This window comes from Streptomyces roseirectus (genome assembly GCF_014489635.1).
In the GTDB taxonomy this organism is placed as follows: Bacteria; Actinomycetota; Actinomycetes; order Streptomycetales; family Streptomycetaceae; genus Streptomyces; species Streptomyces roseirectus.
The window spans coordinates 8,570,688-8,591,152 of sequence record NZ_CP060828.1; the positions used below are offsets into that span (position 1 = coordinate 8,570,688).

General features: G+C 71.9%; 17 protein-coding genes and 2 pseudogenes. 10 read left to right on the plus strand and 9 right to left on the minus strand.

Translation table 11 applies throughout. The annotated features are described in order from the left end of the window. The first annotated feature begins 12 nt into the window (after positions 1 to 12). The 3 genes from IAG44_RS37145 to IAG44_RS37155 are packed head-to-tail and all read left to right on the plus strand — an operon-like array spanning position 13 to position 2,557. Positions 13 to 915 carry a 5-dehydro-4-deoxyglucarate dehydratase gene (locus tag IAG44_RS37145; protein WP_187751457.1) on the plus strand — a complete coding sequence of 301 codons (903 nt, stop codon included), beginning with the start codon at positions 13 to 15 and terminating at the stop codon, positions 913 to 915. Continuing rightward, complete coding sequence (locus IAG44_RS37150) at positions 912 to 2,162, plus strand: glucarate dehydratase family protein (RefSeq protein WP_187751458.1); 1,251 nt, start codon at positions 912 to 914, stop codon at positions 2,160 to 2,162. The genes IAG44_RS37145 and IAG44_RS37150 overlap by 4 nt, the downstream gene beginning before the upstream one ends. Before the next feature lie 17 nt (positions 2,163 to 2,179). Next, positions 2,180 to 2,557 (plus strand): PPOX class F420-dependent oxidoreductase, encoded by a 378-nt coding sequence (locus tag IAG44_RS37155; RefSeq protein WP_187751459.1) that lies wholly within the window; start codon positions 2,180 to 2,182, stop codon positions 2,555 to 2,557. Positions 2,558 to 2,614: 57 nt separating this feature from the next. Here the strand turns inward: IAG44_RS37155 and IAG44_RS37160 are convergent, their stop codons facing one another. The 4 genes from IAG44_RS37160 to IAG44_RS37175 all read right to left on the minus strand — a co-directional run bounded on the left by IAG44_RS37160 (position 2,615) and on the right by IAG44_RS37175 (position 7,711). Beyond that, a complete protein-coding gene (locus IAG44_RS37160) occupies positions 2,615 to 5,374 on the minus strand; it encodes an alpha/beta hydrolase family protein (protein ID WP_246564852.1) in 2,760 nt (919 codons plus the stop codon). Between the two features lie 161 nt (positions 5,375 to 5,535). Next, positions 5,536 to 5,940: a Zn-ribbon domain-containing OB-fold protein gene (locus tag IAG44_RS37165; protein WP_187751461.1), complete on the minus strand. Its 405-nt coding sequence runs from the start codon at positions 5,938 to 5,940 to the stop codon at positions 5,536 to 5,538. 160 nt (positions 5,941 to 6,100) lie between these two features. After that, positions 6,101 to 6,781, minus strand: coding sequence for a TetR family transcriptional regulator (locus tag IAG44_RS37170; RefSeq protein ID WP_187753018.1), 681 nt, complete (start codon positions 6,779 to 6,781; stop codon positions 6,101 to 6,103). 81 nt (positions 6,782 to 6,862) lie between these two features. Further along, entirely contained in the window at positions 6,863 to 7,711 is an 849-nt protein-coding gene (locus tag IAG44_RS37175; protein WP_187751462.1) for a bifunctional methylenetetrahydrofolate dehydrogenase/methenyltetrahydrofolate cyclohydrolase, read from the minus strand. A 174-nt stretch (positions 7,712 to 7,885) separates the two neighbouring features. Here IAG44_RS37175 and IAG44_RS37180 point away from each other — a divergent pair, with 174 nt between their 5' ends. After that, positions 7,886 to 8,650 (plus strand): peptidoglycan-binding domain-containing protein, encoded by a 765-nt coding sequence (locus IAG44_RS37180; protein ID WP_187751463.1) that lies wholly within the window; start codon positions 7,886 to 7,888, stop codon positions 8,648 to 8,650. A gap of 48 nt (positions 8,651 to 8,698) precedes the next feature. Beyond that, on the plus strand, positions 8,699 to 8,905 hold the full coding sequence (locus tag IAG44_RS37185) for a hypothetical protein (RefSeq protein WP_187753152.1): 207 nt from the start codon (positions 8,699 to 8,701) through the stop codon (positions 8,903 to 8,905). Here IAG44_RS37185 and IAG44_RS37190 read toward each other — a convergent pair. The 5 genes from IAG44_RS37190 to IAG44_RS37210 form a co-directional block, all read right to left on the minus strand. Beyond that, positions 8,881 to 9,267, minus strand: a complete 387-nt coding sequence (locus IAG44_RS37190) for a hypothetical protein (protein WP_187751464.1) — start codon at positions 9,265 to 9,267, stop codon at positions 8,881 to 8,883. The two genes, IAG44_RS37185 and IAG44_RS37190, sit on opposite strands and share 25 nt — an antisense overlap. Before the next feature lie 128 nt (positions 9,268 to 9,395). Next, on the minus strand, positions 9,396 to 10,307 hold the full coding sequence (locus IAG44_RS37195) for a MurR/RpiR family transcriptional regulator (protein ID WP_187751465.1): 912 nt from the start codon (positions 10,305 to 10,307) through the stop codon (positions 9,396 to 9,398). Positions 10,308 to 10,362: 55 nt separating this feature from the next. Further along, positions 10,363 to 11,943 carry an ArnT family glycosyltransferase gene (locus IAG44_RS37200; RefSeq protein WP_246562374.1) on the minus strand — a complete coding sequence of 527 codons (1,581 nt, stop codon included), beginning with the start codon at positions 11,941 to 11,943 and terminating at the stop codon, positions 10,363 to 10,365. Between the two features lie 63 nt (positions 11,944 to 12,006). Beyond that, positions 12,007 to 13,905, minus strand: coding sequence for a phosphatase PAP2 family protein (locus IAG44_RS37205; RefSeq protein WP_187751466.1), 1,899 nt, complete (start codon positions 13,903 to 13,905; stop codon positions 12,007 to 12,009). A 230-nt stretch (positions 13,906 to 14,135) separates the two neighbouring features. Then, positions 14,136 to 15,044: an N-acetylglucosamine kinase gene (locus IAG44_RS37210; RefSeq protein WP_187751467.1), complete on the minus strand. Its 909-nt coding sequence runs from the start codon at positions 15,042 to 15,044 to the stop codon at positions 14,136 to 14,138. Positions 15,045 to 15,423: 379 nt separating this feature from the next. On the opposite strand from IAG44_RS37210, the pseudogene IAG44_RS44850 reads away from it, so the two are divergent. The 5 genes and pseudogenes from IAG44_RS44850 to IAG44_RS37235 form a co-directional block, all read left to right on the plus strand. Then, positions 15,424 to 15,495 (plus strand): annotated as a pseudogene (locus tag IAG44_RS44850) (hypothetical protein); the annotation flags it as partial. Positions 15,496 to 16,302: 807 nt separating this feature from the next. Next, positions 16,303 to 16,986: pseudogene (locus IAG44_RS37220) on the plus strand (ROK family protein); the annotation flags it as partial. A gap of 243 nt (positions 16,987 to 17,229) precedes the next feature. Beyond that, entirely contained in the window at positions 17,230 to 18,561 is a 1,332-nt protein-coding gene (locus IAG44_RS37225; protein ID WP_187751468.1) for an ABC transporter substrate-binding protein, read from the plus strand. A 37-nt stretch (positions 18,562 to 18,598) separates the two neighbouring features. Then, entirely contained in the window at positions 18,599 to 19,573 is a 975-nt protein-coding gene (locus IAG44_RS37230) for a carbohydrate ABC transporter permease (protein WP_187751469.1), read from the plus strand. 18 nt (positions 19,574 to 19,591) lie between these two features. Then, complete coding sequence (locus IAG44_RS37235) at positions 19,592 to 20,464, plus strand: carbohydrate ABC transporter permease (RefSeq protein ID WP_187751470.1); 873 nt, start codon at positions 19,592 to 19,594, stop codon at positions 20,462 to 20,464. Position 20,465 lies beyond the last annotated feature (1 nt).

Below are 20,465 nucleotides of genomic sequence, written 5' to 3' on the forward strand. Positions count from 1 at the left end.
TTGAGAGAAGACATGAAGTTCCACGGAGTGCTGTTCTTCCCGGTCACCCCGTTCGACAGGAACGGAGACTTGGACGAGGAACGACTCGCCCAGCACATCGACAACGGTGTCCGGGCCGGCGCGGGCGGCGTCTTCGTCGCCTGCGGGACCGGCGAGTTCCACGCCCTCACCCCCGACGAGGTCGAACGCGCCACCCAGGTCGCCGTCAAGACCACCGCCGGACGCGTCCCCGTCCTCGCCGCCGCCGGCGGGCCCACCCCCGTCGCCCGCGACCACGCCGAACGCGCCGCACGCGCGGGCGCCGACGGCATCCTCCTGCTCCCGCCCTACCTGGTCACCGCCCCCCAGCAGGGCCTGCTCCGGTACACGGAGGAGGTCACCGCGGCAACCAGCCTCCCGGCGATCTTCTACCAGCGCGGCACCGCACGCCTCACCGAGGACACCGCCGCCGCGATCGCCGCCCTCCCGAACGTCACCGGCCTCAAGGACGGCCTCGGCGACCTCGAACTCCTCCACCGCATCGTGCGCCGGGTGCGCGCCGAACAGCCGGAGTTCCAGTTCTTCAACGGCCTGCCCACCGCCGAGATGACCGCCCCCGCCTACCAGGGCATCGGCGTCGGCCTCTACTCCTCGGCCGTCTTCGCCTTCGCCCCCGAGATCGCCCTCGCCTTCCACCAGGCCCTCGCCGAAGGGGACACAGCCCTCACCGGCACCCTCCTCGACGAGTTCTACGCCCCCCTCGTCGCCCTGCGCGACGAGGTACCCGGCTACGCTGTCGCCCTGGTCAAGGCCGGTGTCAGCCTGCGCGGCCTGGACGTCGGCGGCGTCCGCGCCCCCCTCGTCGACCTCACCCCCGACCACCTCGACAGGCTCGCGCAACTCCTCGACCACGGACTGGAGACCGTCGCCGCATGAGCGCCACCCGCATCCGCGAACTGATCGTCACCCCGATCGCCTTCAGCGACCCGCCGCTCCTCAACTCCAACGGCTGCCACGAACCCCTCGCCCTGCGGATCATCCTCCAACTCGTCCTGGAGGACGGCACGGTGGGCCTCGGCGAGTCCCCCGGCGGCGCCGCCCGCCTGGAACGACTTGAGATCGCCGCGCAGACCGTCGTCGGCATGGACGTCTTCGACGCGACGGCCGTCAGCGCCGCCATCGACACCGCGCTGCGTCCGACCGTCGACTCCTCCCACGAGCGCGGCTGGACCTCCTCCGCCGTCGAGGTCGCCTGCCTCGACGCCCAGGGCAAGCTGCTCGGCCGCCCGGTCAGCGACCTCCTCGGCGGCAGGGTCCGCGACACCGTGCCGTTCGCCGCGTACCTCTTCTACAAGTGGGCCGAGCACCCCGAGCTGGACGGCCGTCCCGCGATCACCGACGACTGGGGCGCCGCCCTCGACCCCGCCGGGATCGTCGAGCAGGCCCGCCTCATGCACGAGCGGTACGGGTTCGAGTCGTTCAAGCTCAAGGGCGGTGTCTTCCCGCCCGACGAGGAGATCGCCGCGATCCGTGCCCTCGCCGAGGCGTTCCCCGGCCGGCCCCTGCGCCTGGACCCCAACATCGCCTGGACCGTGGAGACTTCGCGGTACGTCGCCGAACAGCTCGACGGCGTCCTCGAATACTTGGAGGACCCGACCCGGGGCATCGAGGGCATGGCCGAGGTCGCGCGGACCGCGCCGATGCCGCTCGCGACCAACATGTGCGTGATCGCCTGGGAACACCTGAAGCCGGCGATCGAACAGGGCGCGATCCAGGTCCTCCTGACGGACCATCACTACTGGGGCGGGCTGCGCCGCACCCGTGAACTCGCCGCCGTCTGCGAGGCGTTCGGCGTCAAGCTGTCCATGCACTCCAACTCCCACCTCGGCATCAGCCTCGCCGCGATGACCCACGTCGCCGCCGCCATTCCCAACCTCGACCACTCCTGCGACACCCACTACCCGTGGAACAGCGGCGACGAGGTCATTGTCGGGGGCCCGCTGAAGATCGAGAACGGCGAGGTCAGGGTCCCGACCGGCCCCGGGCTCGGCGTCGACCTCGACCACGACGTCCTGGAGCGGCTGCACCGCCGCTACCTCGACTCCGGGATGAAGGGCCGCGACGACACCGGCTACATGCGCACCTTCCAGCCGGAGTACGAACTGAGGCTGCCCCGCTGGTGAGTACCTAGACTGCCGGTATGACTACGCCGACCGACCGACTGGGCGCGGGCAAGTACCTGCTCATCACCAGCTACCGCAAGAACGGGACCGGTGTCTCCACGCCGGTGTGGGTGGTGCGCGACGGCGACGCGCTGGGCGCCTGGACCGTGACCGACTCCTGGAAGGTCAAGCGGATCCGGGCCCGTGCGGACGTCATGGTCGGCCCCTGCGACGCCCGGGGCAACCCGACGGGCGAGCAGGTGCCGGGCACGGCGGAGATCTGCGACGCGGCGACGACGGCCCGGTACCGGACGCTGATCGCGAAGAAGTACGGGATCCTCGGCCGCCTCACCCTGCTGGGCAGCCGGCTGCGGCGCGGGCTGGACGGCACGATCGGCGTCCGGATCACGGTGTGAGGACGAGTGAGGGGGCGCGAGCCGGACAGCTCGCGCCCCCTCACCTTGGGAAGTACCTCAGGACGCGTCCGTCACCGTCCCCGTCACCGCCGTCCCCGGCAGCTCCTTCCCGTCCTGGTCGGTCTGCGCCACCCGCACCGACTCGGCCGGCTCGGTGACACTGTCCTTGACGGTCTTGATGTCGAAGTCGGCGGTGGTCTGGCCGGCCTCGATGGTCAGCCACACCCAGACGTCGGCCTTCGACAGCGCCCGCTCCGGGTCCGGCTTCTGCCCCGAGTAGTCGTCGAGCCACTGCGCGTCGACGTCCTTCGTGGACAGCTCGGTCCCCTCCGTCACCGGCACGATCCGCACCGGCTTGAAGATGTCGACGTCGGCCTTCTCGGAGAGCGTCAGCCGCCACAGCAGCGTCCCGCCCTCGGTCACCTTGTCCGTGACCGGCGTGAGCGTCGCCTTCGGCTCCGGGTCGTCGTTGAGCGCGGTGACCCCGCCCCGGTGGTTCCCGACGACCGCGCCGCGCACCGCCTTCACGGCGATGTCCTGCCGCTGGTCGTACCCGAACCGGGTGTCGCCCTTGACCTGCACCTGGACGTCGATGTTGCTGACGCCGGGCCGGACGGTCACCAGCTTGTCCGTGGCCTTGCCCGAGTCGGGGTCGAGGACGTAGTAGCGGACCTGCCCGCTGCCCTTCCCGGACACCGTCACCGGCACCCGGTAGGTACGCACCCCGGAGTCGCCCTCCTTGACGGTGAGCCGGCCGACGTCCACGCGCGCCAGCGCGGCGGCCTGGGCGGCGGGGGTGCCGGGACGCCAGCCCCAGGCGTCGATCAGCCACGCCTTGCCGGACGTCGAACGCGGCGTCAGCTCAAGGGACTTGACCTTCTTGAGGTCGAACGTCCTCGCCGTCTTCAGCGGGACCCGCACCTCGCGCGCCCAGTAGGAGGCGGTGGCGTCGGTGCCGGGCAGCCCGTCCACGGCGACCTGGCCGAGCTTGGCGCGCCGGTTCGCGGAGTCGACGAGGGTCACGTCGAGCTTGGTGCCCCGGGTGTTCGGCGGGACGAAGACGCGCAGCGCGAGCGACTGCGAACCGGCCAGCGACAGCGGCTTCGCGGGGGTGATCCGCGCGGCCGTGCCCGGCTTGGTCCAGGAGACGGCGACCGCGCGGCGGCCGGCCTCCCGCTCGGTGTCCCACTGCGCGAAGTGCGGCGAGGTGCCCTTCTTGCGGTCGAGCCCGCACGCCGCCTTCGGGTCGGCGGTGATCTCGTCGCAGAGCCGGGCGCCGGACACGGTCACGGCGGTGTCCGGCAGGAACCCGGCACCCCGGTTCGCGCCGACGGCGTGCGTGAGGACCTGCGCCTTCCCGGCCGAGGGGGCGCGGACGGCCGTCCCGTCGAGGAGCGGGCGTACCCGGTCGTCACCGGCGACGAACAGCCGCGCGGCGGCGGCGATGTAGACGGCGCCGGCCTGGTGCTGCTGGTCGGCGGTCAGCCGGGTCGCCTTGCCGGGGGCGCAGACCGCGTCGGGCTTCTCCGGGTCGGCGTAGAAGTCGTCCCAGGCCGGGGCCTTCGCCTTGCCGGGCGTCCACTCGGTGTTGAAGAAGTTGTGGTTCGCGCCGACCACGTACACCGCGCTGTGCAGCGCCTTGCCGTTGCTGACACCGCGCGTGCCGTCGACGTAGACCTCGCCCTGGAGGTCGGAGACGTCGCCGTCGCAGCCCGGCAGGATCGTCGCGGACGGCACGTCGGCGACCGGGTTCTGGCCGAAGATCGTCGGTCCGATCAGCACGGTCCCGCTGATGTGCCAGCGCGCCTTGCCGGGTGCCCCGTCCTGGGCGGCGGGCGGCGGGTACAGGCTGTCCATGGCCGCCCGGTTGACGCCCTCACCGCCGCGCGAGTGCCCGACGAGCAGCACCTTCGACAGGTCGGTCTTCGGCGCACCGCGCACGATCGCGGGCGCGGACGACGGCTTCGCGGCCCAGTCCGCCCAGCGGGCCAGGTGGCGGCGGACCAGCGAGGAGCGGGCCTGCGCCCCGGCGTCGTCGGCTTCCCAGTCCTGGCCGTTGATGCCGTTCGCGGAGATGGAGACCGTCACATAGCCCTGGGACGCGAGGAGTTGCTGGTCCTTCACGTAGCCCTGGTGGCTGGGGATCTCCTTGTAGCCCTTGGCGCAGGGCCAGTCGCCCGTGACGTCGTTCTCGCTGCCCGGCTTGTAGCAGGTCGAGTGCCTGCCGTGCAGGAACAGCGCGACGGGACGCTTGCCGGTGGCGCCCTTGGGCGCGATCACCAGGCCCCGCATCTCCACGGGCACCTTGAAACCGGGGAGTTTGACGGCGGGCAGCGAGTACTCGCCGCTCGATGTCCGGTACGGGCCGGGCTTGCCGGGGTCGACCGGGTTGGCCGGCAGCGCCGGGGCGGCCTGGGGCGCGGCGAGTGAGGGGGCGGCGGCGGGCTCCTCGACGTCCAGCCGGCGTCCGCTCGCCCGGACCTGGAGGCGGGTCAGCTCCTCGGCCTGTGCGGCGTCGTCGAGGGCGAGCTTGAACGTGCGGCCGTCGGCGGCCGGCTGAGGGACGCCCAGGAGGCGGCCGTTCGCGTGGAACTCCACGCGCGCGTCCCCCATGGGCACGGGCTGCGACGCGCGCCACAGCAGATCATGGCCGGATACGCGCCAGCCGGGCGGAAGCGGGTGCGCGGCCGACGGACTCGCCGACGGCTGCTGGGTTGCCTGGGCCAACGTCGGTGAACCCGCCAGGACCGCTATCGCGGCCACAGCGGTGACACCTATTCGCCGGGCACGGGACAAGGGAGTTCCCTCCTCGCACATGGAGTGCGGCGTCCCGTCGGAACCGGGCGCCTCGCACGTCATTGAGGATGCGAAGCATGTCCTATGGGTTGGCTGTGGGAACTCTGTTCGGATCAACGACCGACTCTTTCAAGCCAGTTCTGAAACTTTCAAGAACATCTGCAGCCGACCGCGCGGACCGGCTACCAGGACCGGTACGGCTCGTCGATCAGCTGGAACACCGGCTCGCCGCGCACCGGGTCCTGAGCGGTCGTCAGCCGCACCCGGTCCCCGCTGTGGATGCCGATCGGCGGCCCGATGACCCGGCCGCGCACCACGAACCCCTCGGCCATCTCGATCATCGACACGTTGCGCGCGGCGGGCGTGTTGCGGTGCACGACCGTCGAGTGCCGGACGGTGCCGACGCCCTCGCTGCGCTCGGTGCGCAGCTCGCTGCCCCGGCAGACGGGGCACAGCACCCGGTGGTACATCGCGGTGCCGCAGTAGGTGCACCGCTGGAAGCGGATCGTCTCGGTGTCGGGGGTGCGCCGGTCGAGGACGGCGGCCCCGCCGGCCGCCCGCTGCGTGGCGTTCGTGTGGTGATACACGCTGATCGACTCCCTGGGCTCGCGCGGACGGACCGCACGGGGCGTACCTCCGTGCCGCCGTGCACAACGATCAGCGTATGGCACTCAGTGCCAGCCGTAAAGGCACTGGGTACCCCTGACGTGGGATCAGGGGCACCCCTGTGTCAGGTCCGACGCCCGGTCAGGGGCGCCCCAGCGTCGTCTCGATCTCCTGGACCACCCGCCACAGCGGCGCACCGCGCCGGGAGACGACCACGACCACGTCCTCGGGCCGCTCGGCCGGGGGTGCGGCGGGGCCGTAGGTCGCGTGGACGTACTCCAGCGCGTGGTCGACCATCGCGCCCGCGTCACCCGTGCCGTCCGAACGCAGCCAGGAGCGCAGGGCGTTGTTGTGCGCGGCCACCACCGCCGCCGCGATCACGTCGGCGCGCAGCGTGCCGTCGGGGCGGTCGGCGTAGCGGGCGCGCAGGTACTCGGCGAGGGCGCGCTCGTAGCGCCACACCACCGACAACTCGTAGGCGCGCAGCCCCGGTACGCGCTTGGTGAGCCGGTAGCGCTGCACGGAGAAGGCCGGGTTCTCGGCGTACATCCGCAGCACCAGCCGGGCCGCGTCGCACACCCGGCGCACCGGCTCGTGCCCCGCGCCACCCGCGTCGTTCACGCCGTCCTCGGTGAGGAAGGCGGTCATGTCGGCGAGGCACCGCTCGTGGTCGGGGAAGACCACGTCCTCCTTGGAGGGGAAGTACCGGAAGAACGACCGCCGGCCGACCCCGGCGAGGGCCACGATGTCGTCGACCGTGGTCTGTTCGTACCCGCGTTCCAGGAACAGCCGGAAGGCCGCCGCGACCAGCGCGTCCCGCATGGGGGGCTTGCTCATGGCAGGGAACGTAGCACGCGATGGCACTCAGTTCCCTGCCATCTGGAGCCTAGAGGGAACTGAGTGCTACTGGCGCTCGGCGGCCTCGACCACGTTCGTCAGCAGCATCGCCCGCGTCATCGGGCCGACCCCGCCGACCGGCGGGGAGTACGAGCCGGCGACGTCGCTGACGTCGGGGTGGACGTCGCCGAGGATGCCCTCGACCGTGCGGGTCAGGCCGACCGACAGGACCGTCGCGCCGGGCTTGATCCAGTCCGGGGTGACCAGGTGGGCGACGCCGGCCGCGGCGACCACGACGTCGGCCTCGCGGGCGTGCGCCGCGACGTCCTGCGTGGCCTCGTGGCACAGCGTGACCGTGGCGTGCTCGGTGGAGCGCGTCAGCATCAGGCCCAGCGGGCGGCCGACGGTGATGCCACAGCCGATGACGCAGAACTGCTGGCCGGTGATGGCCACGTTGTTGCGGCGCAGCAGGTCGATGATGCCGCGCGGGGTGCACGGCAGCGGGCCCGGGATGCCGAGGACCAGCCGGCCCAGGTTGGTCGGGTGCAGGCCGTCCGCGTCCTTGCGGGGGTCGATCAGTTCGAGGACCGCGTGGGTGTCGATGTGCGCGGGCAGCGGGAGCTGGACGATGAAGCCGGTGCAGGCCGGGTCCTCGTTCAGGCGCAGCACGGCCGCCTCGACGTCGGCCTGGGAGGCGTCGGCGGGCAGTTCCACGCGGATGGAGGAGATGCCGACCTGCGCGCAGTCGCGGTGCTTGCCGCCGACGTAGGAGCGGCTGCCCGGGTCGTCGCCGACGAGGATGGTGCCGAGGCCCGGGGTGATCCCGCGCTCCTTGAGCGCACTCACCCGCTGGGCCAGCTCGGTCTTGATGTCGGCCGCAGCGGCCTTGCCGTCGAGAAGTGTCGCGGTGGTCACGGGAGCAGAGAACCCTTCGGGACGAGGACGCCGGTCGGGAGCCGGTGACGTCCTCGGCCCCCGTCGCTCCATGCTACGTCGTCCGGGTGAAAGATCCGATCCCGGTATGGCCTGAACCCCACCGCCCGCGCGCCCGTATCTAGCGCCGGGGATCCGAGGAGAGGGGAGAGCGGCGTGCCGACACCGCAGGGCGGCGGCGAGAACTTCGAGCGGGAGGTCCTGGAACCCATCGTGGTCCTCAGGCCCCGCCGCACCGACGCGCTCGCGGACCTGTTCCGCGAGCTGACCGAACTGAGCGACGAGGCTCCGGGCCAGGAGAAGACCCGGACGTACGAGGCGGTGAACGTGGCCCCCGCCGAGCCGCCCACTCAGCGGATCCCGCCGGTCCCGCCGCACCGCCCCGGTCCGCAGCACCGCACCGGCTCGCCGCACCGCTCCGGTCCGCAGCGCCGCTCCACTCCGTCGCACCGCCCCGGTCCGCCGCCCCCGCAGGCCACCGGCAAGGGGGTGCGCCGCGCGGCCGGGATCATCGCGGTGTCCGCCGCCGCGCTGGCCGGTTTCGCCGCCGCGATCCTGCTCCTGCCCGGCCGGGGCGGCGACAGCGCGGCGGCCCGGCCCCAGCCGCGGCCCCCGGTCGCCAGCGCGCCGGTCCAGCAGGAACCGGCCCCGGCGCCCAGTGCCCCGGCGGCCCAGGATCCGGTGGCCGAGGACCCGGGCGGCGTCCTGCGCGAGGGCGCCAGCGGCGCGGAGGTCGTCGACCTCCAGGAGCGCCTGCGCCGCATCCCGAACGTCTACGACAACGGCTCGACCAGCGGCGACTTCGACGCGGCCCTCACCGAGGCCGTGGCCCGCTTCCAGGTCTGGTACGGCATCAGGGGCGACGAGTCCGGCGTCTACGGCGACCACACGCGCCGGGACCTGGAGGCGCGCACCTCCTGACGCCTTCTGACGCGTCCCCTGACGCACGGGACGCATGAACTGTGTCCCATGTCACAATGCGTGGTGGGCCGGTGGGCGTTCGGCACCCCGGCCCACCGAGCCGAAGGCCGCGTCATGACCGTCTCCCGCGTCCCGGGCCTCGTCCTGCCCGTGATCTTCCTGGTGGCCCTGCTCGCGGGGCTGGTCTGGTACTGGCGCGAGTCCCGCGGCGAACGCCGGCGCGGCGGGCGTCAGCGCCGCAGAGAGGGCGACTGAGCCGCCAGCGCCGCCGCCACCGCCCGTACCCCGCGCGCGAGGTGCTGGAGCTGCGTCAGCTCCGCCGCGTACAGCTTGATCGTGTGCTCGATCGCCGCCTCGTGCAGCCCGAGGGCGGGCAGGTCCGCGCGGGCCGTCTGGAGCGCCGTCCGCGCCACCCGGACCTCCTGCTGGACCTGGAGGTGCGCGTGCCGGGCGAGCAGGACGGGGTGGCGCAGCAGCGCCGGATAGCTCCCGTACCGCGCCGGGACCAGCTCGCGCAGCCATTTGACGGCCGAACGCTCCCAGTCGTGGCTGCCGGGCGTCTTGACGTGGCGGGGCCAGTCCGGGCTGAGGCGCGTCGTCGTGAGACTCATGAGCATGGCTTCCGATGTGCGGCGGTGCGACCGTGAGAAGTATTTATATATGCGCTCACCTTGGCAAGACGTATGAAAACATTCACAGCGTCATCGGACGGTCTCCACGCCGTCGCTACCTGCCCGTAAGGTGCTCAGTCCCGCAGGAAGAACTGGTGGCGCTCGGCGACCTGCTCGTACTCCTCAAGCCGCGCCTGCGTCCGCTCCGGACCCGCGTCCGTCATGGCCTGGAGCAGGGCCGCCGCCATCACGCCCGGCGCCGCGTACGAGTCGAACACCAGCCGCGACCCCGTCCCCGTCGCGAACACCACGTCCGCCTCGTCGGCCAGCGGACCGAGCGCCAGGTCCGTGATCAGCGCGACCTTCAGCCCGGCCCCGCGCGCCACCCGCACGGCCATCAGCGTCTCGTGGGCGTGCCGGGGCATCGAGAACGCCAGCACCCACGTCCCGCCCGTCTCCCGGGACTGGAGCAGCGCGTCGTAGGCGACGCTCCCGCCCCGCGTCACGGGCCGCACGTCCGGGTGGACCCGGCGGGCCGCGTACGCGAAGTACTCCGCGAGCGACGCCGAGATCCGCAGGCCCAGGACGGTCAGCGGCGCCGACTCCGACAGGGCCCGGCCGACCTCGATGACCCGGTCCGGGTCGGCGAAGTCACGGCGCAGGTTCTCCAGGTTCTCGATCTCGGCGTCCACCGCCGCCTGGAGTTCGTTGCCCCGGTCCACCTCGGCCGCCCCGCGCGGACCGAGCGCCAGCGCCTGGAGCCGTTCCCGCAGCGCCGGATAGCCGCTGAAGCCGACGGCCGCCGCGAACCGGGTCACCGAGGGCTGGCTGACACCGACGCGCTCGGCGAGGTCGGTGATGGACAGCAGGGACGCCTCGGTCAGGTGCTCGATCAGGTACTGCGCGATGCGCCGCTGGCCGGGGGAGAGGCGGGGACCGTCGAACAGGTCCCGCACCTGCGAGGTCGGGGAGGGCTCGGCCGCCGGCACCGACCTGCCCGAGGTGATCGCCGACGCCTGGGCGCGGGCCTGCTGCGGCGAGGGCACGGACCCTCCTCCTTTGTCTCCCACGCGGCTCAACATAACCCACCCCAAGATCGGTTCACCGCCGGTAGACGGTGATCGAGTGCCCCACGTCGTCCACCGCCCGGCTGGTCCGCAGCAGCTCCGCGAGGCGCCCCGTCGCCTTCGCCGCCGCCGAGTCCGACACCACCAGCAGCCCCCGGACGCGCTCGGCGGGTACCGTGCGCGGATCGCTCGCGCGGATGCCGTAGTACGACGGCACCCCGGCGCCCTTGTAGACCAGCCACATCGGCTCGCCCCGGTAGCGGTCGGCGAGCCGGCCGAGGTCCTGGCCCCAGTCCACGTTGGAGTCGTGCAGCCGCAGATGGGTGCGCGCCGGACCCCCGAACGCCTCGTTGGAGTACGGCAGATAGTAGGGAAACGTCCGCAGCGAACTCACCGCGACGAACGCCACCAGCGCCCCCGTCACCCACACCCGCCGCAGCACGAGCGCGCAGCCCGCCGCCACCGCGAGGAACATCGGCAGGAACACCGCGTACCGCGTCCCCAGATCCCGCGACCCCGTCATCGCCGACGCCAGCAGCACCCCGGCCGGCAGCAGCACGAACACCGCGGCCCGCCGCAGCCGCCGCACCGCGAGCATCGCCACCGCACCGGCCGCCCACAGCGCCAGCATCCCCAAAGGTGTCTTCACCAGCAGCGCGGCCGGCAGGTAGTACCAGCGCGACCCCGTGTAGAGGCGCCCGAACAGGAACCCCTGCCACGCCTGGTTCTCGAACCGGAACTGCACCCGCATCCCGTCCCGGTACGCCTCGGGCACCGGCAGCAGCTCCACCGCGAGCCCCCGCAGCCCGCGCACCCCCGGGATCTCACCCGGCGCCGGACTCCACCGCAGCCGGGGATCCACCACGAGGTACGACACCCACACCACCGCGAACGCGGCCACCACCACCCCCACCGCCCCCACCAGCGCCCTGCGCCACCCCGCCCGCCACACCGCCACCACCGCCAGCGCCGCGAACACCGGCACCGCCGTCAGCGTGCTCATCTTCGTCGCCAGCGCCGCCCCCAACGCCAGCCCCGCGAGCGGCAGATACCGCCTCGGCCGGTGCCGGGCCCGCCATAACAGCCACGCCGACGTCAGCAGGAACCCCGCCGCCGGGACGTCCAGCGTGGCCAGCGAACCGTGCGCGATCACGTCCGGCGAGAACACGTACAGGGCCAGCGCGACGAACGCCGCCGCGCGGCCCGCGACATCGCGCGCGAAGAGGAAGACGACCAGCCCGAACAGCAGCGTCAGCGCGATCACGGGTAACCGGGCCCACAGCATCACGTCCCACGGGTCGTTGCCCGACTCGTAGAGGAGGTGTCGGCCCAACGCGCCCTGGGTGCCGGTGAATTGGGAGTCGTAGTGCGGATCGGCGATCGCCACGCCCACCGCCACGACCAGCTTGCCCAGCGGCGGGTGCTCGGGGTTGTAGCGGACCTCGTGCGCGTGCAGGTAGTCGGCGGCGGTCCCGACGTACACGGGCTCGTCGATGGTCGGCGTCTGCTGGACGGCCGTCGTGACCATGACGGCGGCCATCTGCCCGAGTAACAGGACCACCAGGAACCAGGCCACCCAGGGGCGGGAAACCAAACGCAGTGCTGTGCTCGCCATCATCCGTCCCAGGTAGCCGTACGGGGTGGGAGCGGCCCGGGCCGCCCCCACCCCGCCGTCACGTCACCGCTTCACGAGTCGTACCGACAGACCGTCCGCCGTGTAGTGAGGTACGGCCCGCAGGTGGGCCGAGTTCAGCTCCACCTTGTCGAACTGCCCGCGCAGCCGCGCCGCGTGCAGCACGTGGACGACCGTACCGGCGGCCGGCGGGTGCTTCTCGTCCAGCCGCAGCACCAGCGTGGCGCCCTTCTCCAGACGGGCCCGCCCCGAGACGCTGACGACGGCCCCGTGACCCTTGCGGACCGTCACGTCCAGCGTCGCAGCGCCCTGCGCCCACGCGCCGCGCACCCGCACCGGACGGGCCGCGCGCAGCGTGCCGCCCCTGAGGGTGACGTCGCCCTGGCCGAGCGCGTTCGCGTGGCCCGCGACCAGCGTGCCCGCCTCGACGACCGTGCCGCCGTGGTAGCGGTTGTGGCCGGTGAGGGTGAGCGTGCCGGAGCCCTTCTTGGTGAGGCCGCCGGGACCCTCGATGTCGTTGCGCCAGGCGTCCGCCGCGTGGAAGCCGCCCTTCGCCGCGTCCAGGGTGACCGTGACGTGGGACTCGAAGGCGCCGTAGCCGTCCGCCGCCGCGAACAGGTGCAGCCGGCCCCACTGTTCGAGGCCGTCCAGCAGGACGTACCCGGAGTCCACGGCCGTCGTGCGCAGCACCGCGCGGCGCTGCTCGGCCGTCAGGTACGGCTGGCGGGTCTCCAGCAGGACCTCGGCGCCCTTGGGGACCGTCAGCGGCAGCTTGCGGCCCTTGCGCGGGAGGACGTAGGTCAGCTTCGGCTCGACCAGGCAGGCGTTGCGCTCGCGGTCGGCGTACTGGTCCGAGGAGTCCGAGTGGGCGTACGCGAACAGGGTGTCGGGGGTGGTGCCCGTCCGCTGCGTGAAGTAGGCCAGCGCCTGGGCGCGCGCGGCGGCCTTGATCTCCGCGTTCGCCGGGTCGGCGAGGGTCGCGGCGGCGAGCGCGGTCGCCATGATCCGGCCGCCCATCACGTCGACCGTGGAGTGCATGCCGGACATGATCCGGGTGTGGCTCAGCTCGAAGGCGCGGGTCACGATCTCCTGGAACCGCTCCGGCACCGCGTACGCGTACGCCAGGGCGGCCAGGTGGAAGGCGTTGGTGTGGCCGCTGGGGAAGCCGCCGTCGTCCTTGGGCGAGGTGCTGCGCTGGCGCAGCAGCTGCTTGACGACGATCACCTTCGAGTCGTAGACGGGGTAGCCGAGCGCGTCGGTCTTCCCGGTGTCGACGACCTCGCTGTTCTCGTTGAGCCGCCACGGACGCGGGTACTGGAACGCGTACTTGCCGGGGTTGCCGGACGCGAACGGGCCGCGCACGGTGTCGACGAGCTTGGCGACCTGGCCGAGGTCCGAGGTGTACGAGCCGGCGCCGAGCGCGGAGCCCTCGGGGGCGCCGGCGGGGACGGCGTCCTCGACCTTCGCCGGCGGGGTGTCGTCGGGGGCGGCGGTGATCGAGGTGACCGCCTTGGCGCCGGTCCGGTAGAGCGGGGCGAGCGGGCCGAGGGCGCCGATCATCGCGTAGCTCTGGTGCTGGCGGTCGTAGACGAACGCCTCGCGGGCCTGGGCCTCGGTGCGGGCGTGCGTGAGGTTGACGCAGTACCGCACGTTGGCCCGCAGCACCTCGTGGTCGATGACCGTGCCGGTGTTCCAGTCCGGGCCGGTCTTCCAGACCTTGGTCATCCCGCCGAGGATCCGCACGACGGCGTTGGTCTCGGGCGTCAGGTTCGCGGTGATGTTCGTGCGGTAGTCGTCGACGAACGCCGCCGGCGCCGCGGTCGCGGCCTTGGCGTCGGCGGCGCCGAGCCAGGACACCAGCGTCGGCGCGGCCACCAGGGCGGCCGAACCGCCCATGGACACCTTGAGGAAACGCCTTCTGTTCACTTCGACGGGGGACGACATGCGTGTGCCTCTCTTGACGGAGATCGTGCGATCGGGGGTGGCTCGGAGGCTGCTGCCGTCGACTGAGCCGGGTGGTGCGTACGAGCGAAGATCTACGGCGGGGTCGTGACCGTTCAGGGTGGGAACGGAGGCTGGACGGTGTCCCGCGGGTGAACGGGAAGTCCGGGATGACCCCTTCTGGGGTCCGGCGCGACCCCGTTTCACCAACACATATATAAGGAGAGGGAGTTCTACAGGAGTCCGCGCGCCAGCGCCACCGCCCCGGTCACCGGGGCCACCGTCAGCGGCTGCGCCCGCGCGCCCGGCACGGCCTCGGCGAGGCCCGCCGTGAACGCGTCGTACAGCACCGGTTGGCTGAGGACCGTGCCGCCCGCCACCACCACGTCGTCCACCGGCACCCCGCGCGCGGCGAGCCGGGCGACGAGCGCGGCCAAGGCGCGGCCCGCCTCGGCGATGACGGCACGGGCGAGGGGGGAGCCGGACGCGGCGGCGGAGAAGACGACCGGGGCGTGCCGGCCCCAGTCGGCGGACGCGTTGGCGGCGCCCTCCAACGCGGCGCCCAGCGCGGGTACTTCGGGGACGCCGAGGGCCGCCACGAGACCCTGGGCGAGCGGGTCGGGGGCCTCGCCGCGGTCGTGCGCGGCCCAGCTCGCGCGGGCCGCCTCGCGGACGAGTCCGGCGGCGCCGCCCTCGTCGCCGAGGACCGCGCCCCAGCCGCCGACCTGGACCGCCGAGCCGTCGGCCAGGCGGCCCACCGCGACGGAACCGGTGCCGGCGACCAGACCGACGCCCTTGTCCAACCCGGCCGCGGGCACGAGGAGTTCGGCGTCGCCCACGACGCGGGCGGGCACGCCGAGGAGTTCTTCGAGCGCGTGCCGGATGTCGGTGCACTGCCGGGGCGTCTCGCAGGCGTGCGCGCCGACCGCGACGGCGGCCGGGCGCGCGCCCGCGGGCAGCGCCTCGGTGAGCAGGCCGGCCAGCCAGCGGACGGCGGCGTCGGTGTCGTGCGGGCGCCAGCCGTCGCTGGGGCGGACGTGGTCGGCGACCGTGTCGTCCCCCGCGAGCGCGCGGAGGTGCGTCTTGGTGCCGCCCACGTCGATGCCGACCAGGAGCGGGTACGAGGGGGGTGCGTCCTGCACGGGTTCTTCCTTCGTCGATGCGCTGAGCTGCGACGGCGGGCGAACCGTGCGAAGTGTGAACGAACGTTGAACAAATCTCGGGAAGCCCCGGGACGGGCTTCAGTCGGGCACGGCAGGCGAGTACCGTGGGGATTTCGTTAGGAAGCTAACTAACGAACTAGGGTGCGTCAAGAGACGATGTACCGCCCGGCAGGGGCTGTTCTCCCCGGCTGTGAGGCGTGTTTTCCGGACAGTGGAAGGCGTGTTCCGTCCGGTTTTCGCTGTCCAGACATTCAATCATTCGTAACTCCGGCGCCACAACGCGCCGGAGTGCTCGCCGACCTGTACTTGTGGGGGAGTTGTGCAGCACCTGAGTGAGAGCGCGGGCGCGGTGTTCGCCGTGCTGGCCGCCTCCGGCGACGCGACCCGGCCCCGGCTCGCGCAGCTCGCGGGGCTCTCCAAACCGACCGTCTCGGCGGCCGTCGCCGAGCTGGAGGCCGCCGGGCTCGCCGCCCGCACCGGCACCGCCCACGGCGCGACCGGCCGCGCCGCCGCCGTCTACCGCCTCGGCCCCGCCGCCGGCACCGTCCTCGCCGTCGACCTCGGCTCCACCCACACGATCGTCCGCGCCTGCGCCCTCGACGGCACCGTCCTCACCACCCACACCACCCAAACCCACCCCGCCGAAACCGTCCAAGCGGTCCTGCGCACCCTCGCCCACGAGGAACGGGGGCCGGTGCGGGGCGTGGTGGTGGCGGTCCCGGACGTGGTGCGACCGGCGGAGTGTGGAAGGGCGTGGCCGGGGGCGGCAGGGAAGCCAGGGACGGTTGGACGCGGCGGCGGGGGGCGGGGCCCGGAGTCCTCGGTCGGCCGACCTGCGCCTGCGGCGGGCGGCCGACGCGCACCCGCCGCGAGCGGTCGGTCGGGGCCCGGCCCGACCGACCAGGGCCGGGGCGAGGCCGGTGATCGGGCGGCGCCCGAGGCACGTGGCCGACGCGGGGCCGTGGCAGATGGCCCGCTGGGCTCCGAGGTGGGGGAAGGGCGCCAGGGTTCGGCAGGTGGCCGGTCACGGGACGAGGCAAGCGGTGAGCCCGGATCCGAGGCGAGCGGTCGGTGGGAGCCGGAGGTCGGCCGTGCCGGGGGCGCGGACACCGGCGCCCTGCCGCGCCCCGACGCCGGCCGCTCCTCCGAGCCCGGCGCCGGCCGTCCTGCGCACCCCGCTCCCGGGTACCCGTCGCACCCCGGCCCCGGCCACGGCCCCCGCTCCGGTGACCCCCGTGGGGCCCGCCCCGCCACCCCCGCCGTCGCCGCTGCCGTCGACGCGTTGGCGTTGCCCCCGCATCTGCCGGTGCACATCGAGAACAACGTGAACTGCGCGGCGTTGGCGGAGTTGCATGAGGGGGCGGCGAGGGGGCGGCACACGTTCGGGTATTTGCAGGTGGGGTACGGGATAGGGCTGGGGATCGTGGTCGGGGGGCAGGTGTTGCGGGGGGCCGGTGGGGCGGCGGGGGAGATCGCGCGGTTGCCGTACCCGTGGCGGCCGGACCGGGAGTCGGTGCTGGAGGGGATGGAGGCGTACGTAGGGGCGGGCGCGCTGATGCGCAGGGTGCGGGAGGGGTGGACGGACGGCACGGCCCCGGAGGACGCCGCCGAACTCTTCGCGCTGGCCGGAAACGGGCACACCGACGCCGCCGGATTCGTCGCCGCGCACGCCCGCGAGGTCGGCAGGCTGGCCGCGGCCACCGTCGCCGTCCTCGACCCGGGCCTGATCGTCCTGGGCGGCGGCATCGGCGCGAACCCGCAGCTCCTGCCGGGGGTGCGGGCGGAGCTGGCGCGCCTGAGCTGGCCCACCGAGGTGGTCGTCGGCGAGGTCGGCGAGGACGCCACCGTCGCGGGCGCCGCCCGCCTCGCGGTGGCCCGAGGAATCCAAACCGTGACCGAGGGGTCGGACAAGAGGCATTGACGGACTCCATCCGCTTCTGCCAATGTCCGGACAAGCGCTTTCTAGCCGGGCGGGACCCCGGCGCAGAGCGGTGAATCCAGCCGTACGGACCGTACGGGCCCACGGGGCGTGTCCGTGGGGGGATCCCGTTCGTCCAGGTGGCGCGGCCGGGCGAGGCCGCGGACCATGAGCGCACTCACTCAAAGGAACCCGAGCCGCCTCACCGGCCGGAAGATCCGTCACGCACACCCAGGGAGGGACCCGGTGGGTCACGAGATCTCGCGCAGAAGCATTTTCCGCGCCGCGAGCGGCATCACGGTCGCGACGGCGCTCGGCACCACGCTGAGCGCCTGCGGCGGCGGCACGGGCGCCGGCAGCAGCAACAGCAAGCTGACGATGACCTGGTGGGGCAGCGACCAGCGCCACGCGGCGTACAAGAAAGCGCTTGCCACGTTCCAGCAGGACAACCCGAAGATCAAGATCCAGGAGACCTACCAGGGGTACGACGGATACTTCGACAAGTTCAACACCAACGTCGCGGGCGGCTCCGCCCCCGACCTGATGCAGATGGACACCGGGCTCGTCGCCCAGTACGCGCGCAAGGGCGTCCTCGCCCCCATCGACGAGTACGTCGGCAAGGACCTCGACCTCACCGGCTTCTCCAAGACCCTGCTGGCCAGCGGCACCGTCGACGGCAAGCTGTACGGCGTCCCCTCCGGCATCGGCGTCAACCAGCTCACCGTCAACCGCAGCGGCCTCGAAGCCCTCGGCCTGAAGCTGCCCGAGCGCGAGTGGAACTGGAACGACCTCAAGGCGATCGCGCAGGAGGTCTACAAGAAGAGCGGCGGCAAGACGTACGGCGTCGACGACGGCGGCGGCTCCACCCTCCAGTGCTTCGAGATCTTCGCCCGCGAGAAGGGCCAGCAGTTCTTCTCGGACGACGGCAAGAAGCTCGGCTTCACCCCGGACACCCTCCAGGAGTGGTGGGAGTTCTGGGCCGAGATGCGCAAGACCAACGCCTCCCCGCCGGCCGCGATCACCTCGGCCGCGCACAACGACCTCACCAAGAACGCGGTCGTCATCGGCAAGGCGCTGTTCACCTTCGACTCCGGCGTCTACGGCGCGGGCGGCTCGATCACCGACGCGCAGCTCGACTTCCTGCCCACCCCGCAGGGCAACTGGTCCGGCGCCCGCGAGGGCAACTTCGTCAACGGCGGTGTCCTGCTGAGCGCCACCAAGACCAGCAAGCGGATCGCCGACTCCGTCAAGATCATCTCCTTCTTCGCGCAGAACGACACCGCGATCAAGGACATGCAGCTGCTGCGCGGCATCCCGCCGACCGAGAAGGCCCGCAACCTGATCGCCGCCGGCCTCAACGCGACGGACAAGCTCAACATGGCGAGCGCCGACTACATCTCGCAGCGCGTCGCCAAGGCCACCAACGTGCTGCCGAACCCGGTGCCGCCGCCGCAGGGCGCCGACCAGATCTGGGACCTGCTGTTCCAGTCGAACCTCGCCGTGGCCTTCGGCAAGGCCACCATCACGTCGCAGTCGGGCAAGTTCTTCGACCAGGCGGCAGGCATCCTGTCCGCCTGAGCGGGCTCAAGTACAGAAGAGGGCCAGGGAGATGAGTATGACCACCGCGAAGACCGACGAGGTCGTGAAGGAGTCGCCCGCGGCGACCCCCTCCGACCAGCGGGAGCGCGACCGGCAGCGGCGCCGCCTCGCGAGGAAGCGAGGCGGCGGCTGGTGGCCGTACCTCTTCCTGGCCCCGTGGTTCGTGGGCCTGTTCGGGCTGACGATCTACCCGATGCTCGACTCGCTGTACCTGTCGTTCACCGACTTCGACCTGCTCACCCCGGAGAAGTGGGTCGGCACCGCCAACTACGAGCGGATGTTCACCGACGACCCGGTCTTCTGGGACTCGGTCCACGCGACCCTGCTGTACGTCGTCGTCTCCGTCCCCCTCAAGCTCGGCCTCGCGCTCGCCGTCGCCATGCTCCTCAACCGCGACATCAAGGGCATCGGTCTCTACCGGGCCGCGTTCTACCTGCCCTCGCTGCTCGGCGGCGCGGTCGCCATCGCCATCGTCTGGCGCCAGGTCTTCGGCGGGGACGGCCTCTTCAACGACTTCCTGTCCTGGTTCGGCATCAAGGGCCAGGACTGGATCTCCAGCCCCGACACCGCGCTCTACACGCTGATCCTGCTGGCCGTCTGGCAGTTCGGCACCCCGATGGTCATCTTCCTGGCCGGCCTCAAGCAGCTCCCCAAGGACGTCTACGAGGCCGCCGAGATCGACGGCGCCAGCCCGGTGACCCGGTTCTTCAAGATCACCCTGCCGCTGCTCACCCCGATCGTCTTCTTCAACGTCGTCCTGCAGATCATCGACGCGTTCAAGACCTTCACCCCCGCGTTCGTCATCAGCAACGGCTCCGGCGGACCCCTCAACTCGACGATGCTCTACTCCCTGTACCTCTACAAGAAGGGCTTCACCGACCTTCAGATGGGGTACGCCTCGGCGCTGGCCTGGGTGCTGTTCCTGGTCATCGCGGGCTTCACGGCGGTCAACTTCATCGCCAGCCGCTACTGGGTCCACTACGACGACTGACGATTGAGGAAAGCTTCGATGTCCGCCATTACCCCGTCGCCGTTGCAGAAGCTCCGCTCCGCCACCGGCGCCCGCCGCATCTTCATCCACACCGTCCTCATCGGTGTCGCGATCGTCATGCTCTACCCGCTGATGTGGATGCTCAGCAGCTCCCTGAAGCCCGACACGGAGATCTTCACCCACCCCGGGCTGATCCCCAACAAGCTCAACCCCGAGAACTACAGCAAGGGCTGGGACGGCTCCGGCAACTCCTTCTCGCTCTACATCACCAACTCGCTGATCGTCACGATCGGCGCGGTCATCGGCAACATCATCTCCTGCTCGCTGGCCGCCTACGCCTTCGCGCGCTTCGAGTTCCGGTGGAAGAAGCTCTGGTTCGGCCTGATGCTCGGCACGCTGATGCTGCCGACCCAGGCGGTGCTGATCCCGCAGTACACGATCTTCTACAACCTGACCTGGATCAACACCTACCTGCCGCTGATCGTGCCCAAGTTCCTCGCGGTGGACGCCTTCTTCATCTTCCTGATGGTCCAGTTCATCCGCTCCATCCCGCGCGAGCTGGACCAGGCGGCCATGATGGACGGCGCCAACCCCTGGCAGATCTACTGGAAGATCATCCTGCCGCTGATGAAGCCGGCCCTGGTCACCACCACGATCTTCACGTTCATCTGGACCTACGACGACTTCCTGCACCAGCTCGTCTACCTCCAGCAGAACGACAAGTTCACCGTCCCCCTCGGCCTGACCCTCTTCATGGACCAGACCAGCGGATCCTCCTACGGCGCCATGTTCGCGATGTCCACCATCGCCCTCGCGCCCACCCTGATCTGCTTCCTCATCTTCCAGAAGCGGCTGGTCGAAGGCATGGCCACCTCCGGCATGAAGGGCTGAA

What these genes read in the sequence shown, in the direction of transcription:
- IAG44_RS37145 (WP_187751457.1), top strand. Translation starts at nt 13, where the DNA reads ATGAAGTTCCACGGAGTGCTGTTCTTCCCGGTCACCCCGTTCGACAGG.
- IAG44_RS37150 (WP_187751458.1), top strand. Translation starts at nt 912, where the DNA reads ATGAGCGCCACCCGCATCCGCGAACTGATCGTCACCCCGATCGCCTTC.
- IAG44_RS37155 (WP_187751459.1), top strand. Translation starts at nt 2,180, where the DNA reads ATGACTACGCCGACCGACCGACTGGGCGCGGGCAAGTACCTGCTCATC.
- IAG44_RS37160 (WP_246564852.1), bottom strand. Translation starts at nt 5,374, where the DNA reads ATGTGCGAGGAGGGAACTCCCTTGTCCCGTGCCCGGCGAATAGGTGTC.
- IAG44_RS37170 (WP_187753018.1), bottom strand. Translation starts at nt 6,781, where the DNA reads ATGCGGGACGCGCTGGTCGCGGCGGCCTTCCGGCTGTTCCTGGAACGC.
- IAG44_RS37185 (WP_187753152.1), top strand. Translation starts at nt 8,699, where the DNA reads ATGTCACAATGCGTGGTGGGCCGGTGGGCGTTCGGCACCCCGGCCCAC.
- IAG44_RS37190 (WP_187751464.1), bottom strand. Translation starts at nt 9,267, where the DNA reads ATGCTCATGAGTCTCACGACGACGCGCCTCAGCCCGGACTGGCCCCGC.
- IAG44_RS37200 (WP_246562374.1), bottom strand. Translation starts at nt 11,943, where the DNA reads ATGGCGAGCACAGCACTGCGTTTGGTTTCCCGCCCCTGGGTGGCCTGG.
- IAG44_RS37205 (WP_187751466.1), bottom strand. Translation starts at nt 13,905, where the DNA reads ATGTCGTCCCCCGTCGAAGTGAACAGAAGGCGTTTCCTCAAGGTGTCC.
- IAG44_RS37230 (WP_187751469.1), top strand. Translation starts at nt 18,599, where the DNA reads ATGACCACCGCGAAGACCGACGAGGTCGTGAAGGAGTCGCCCGCGGCG.
- IAG44_RS37235 (WP_187751470.1), top strand. Translation starts at nt 19,592, where the DNA reads ATGTCCGCCATTACCCCGTCGCCGTTGCAGAAGCTCCGCTCCGCCACC.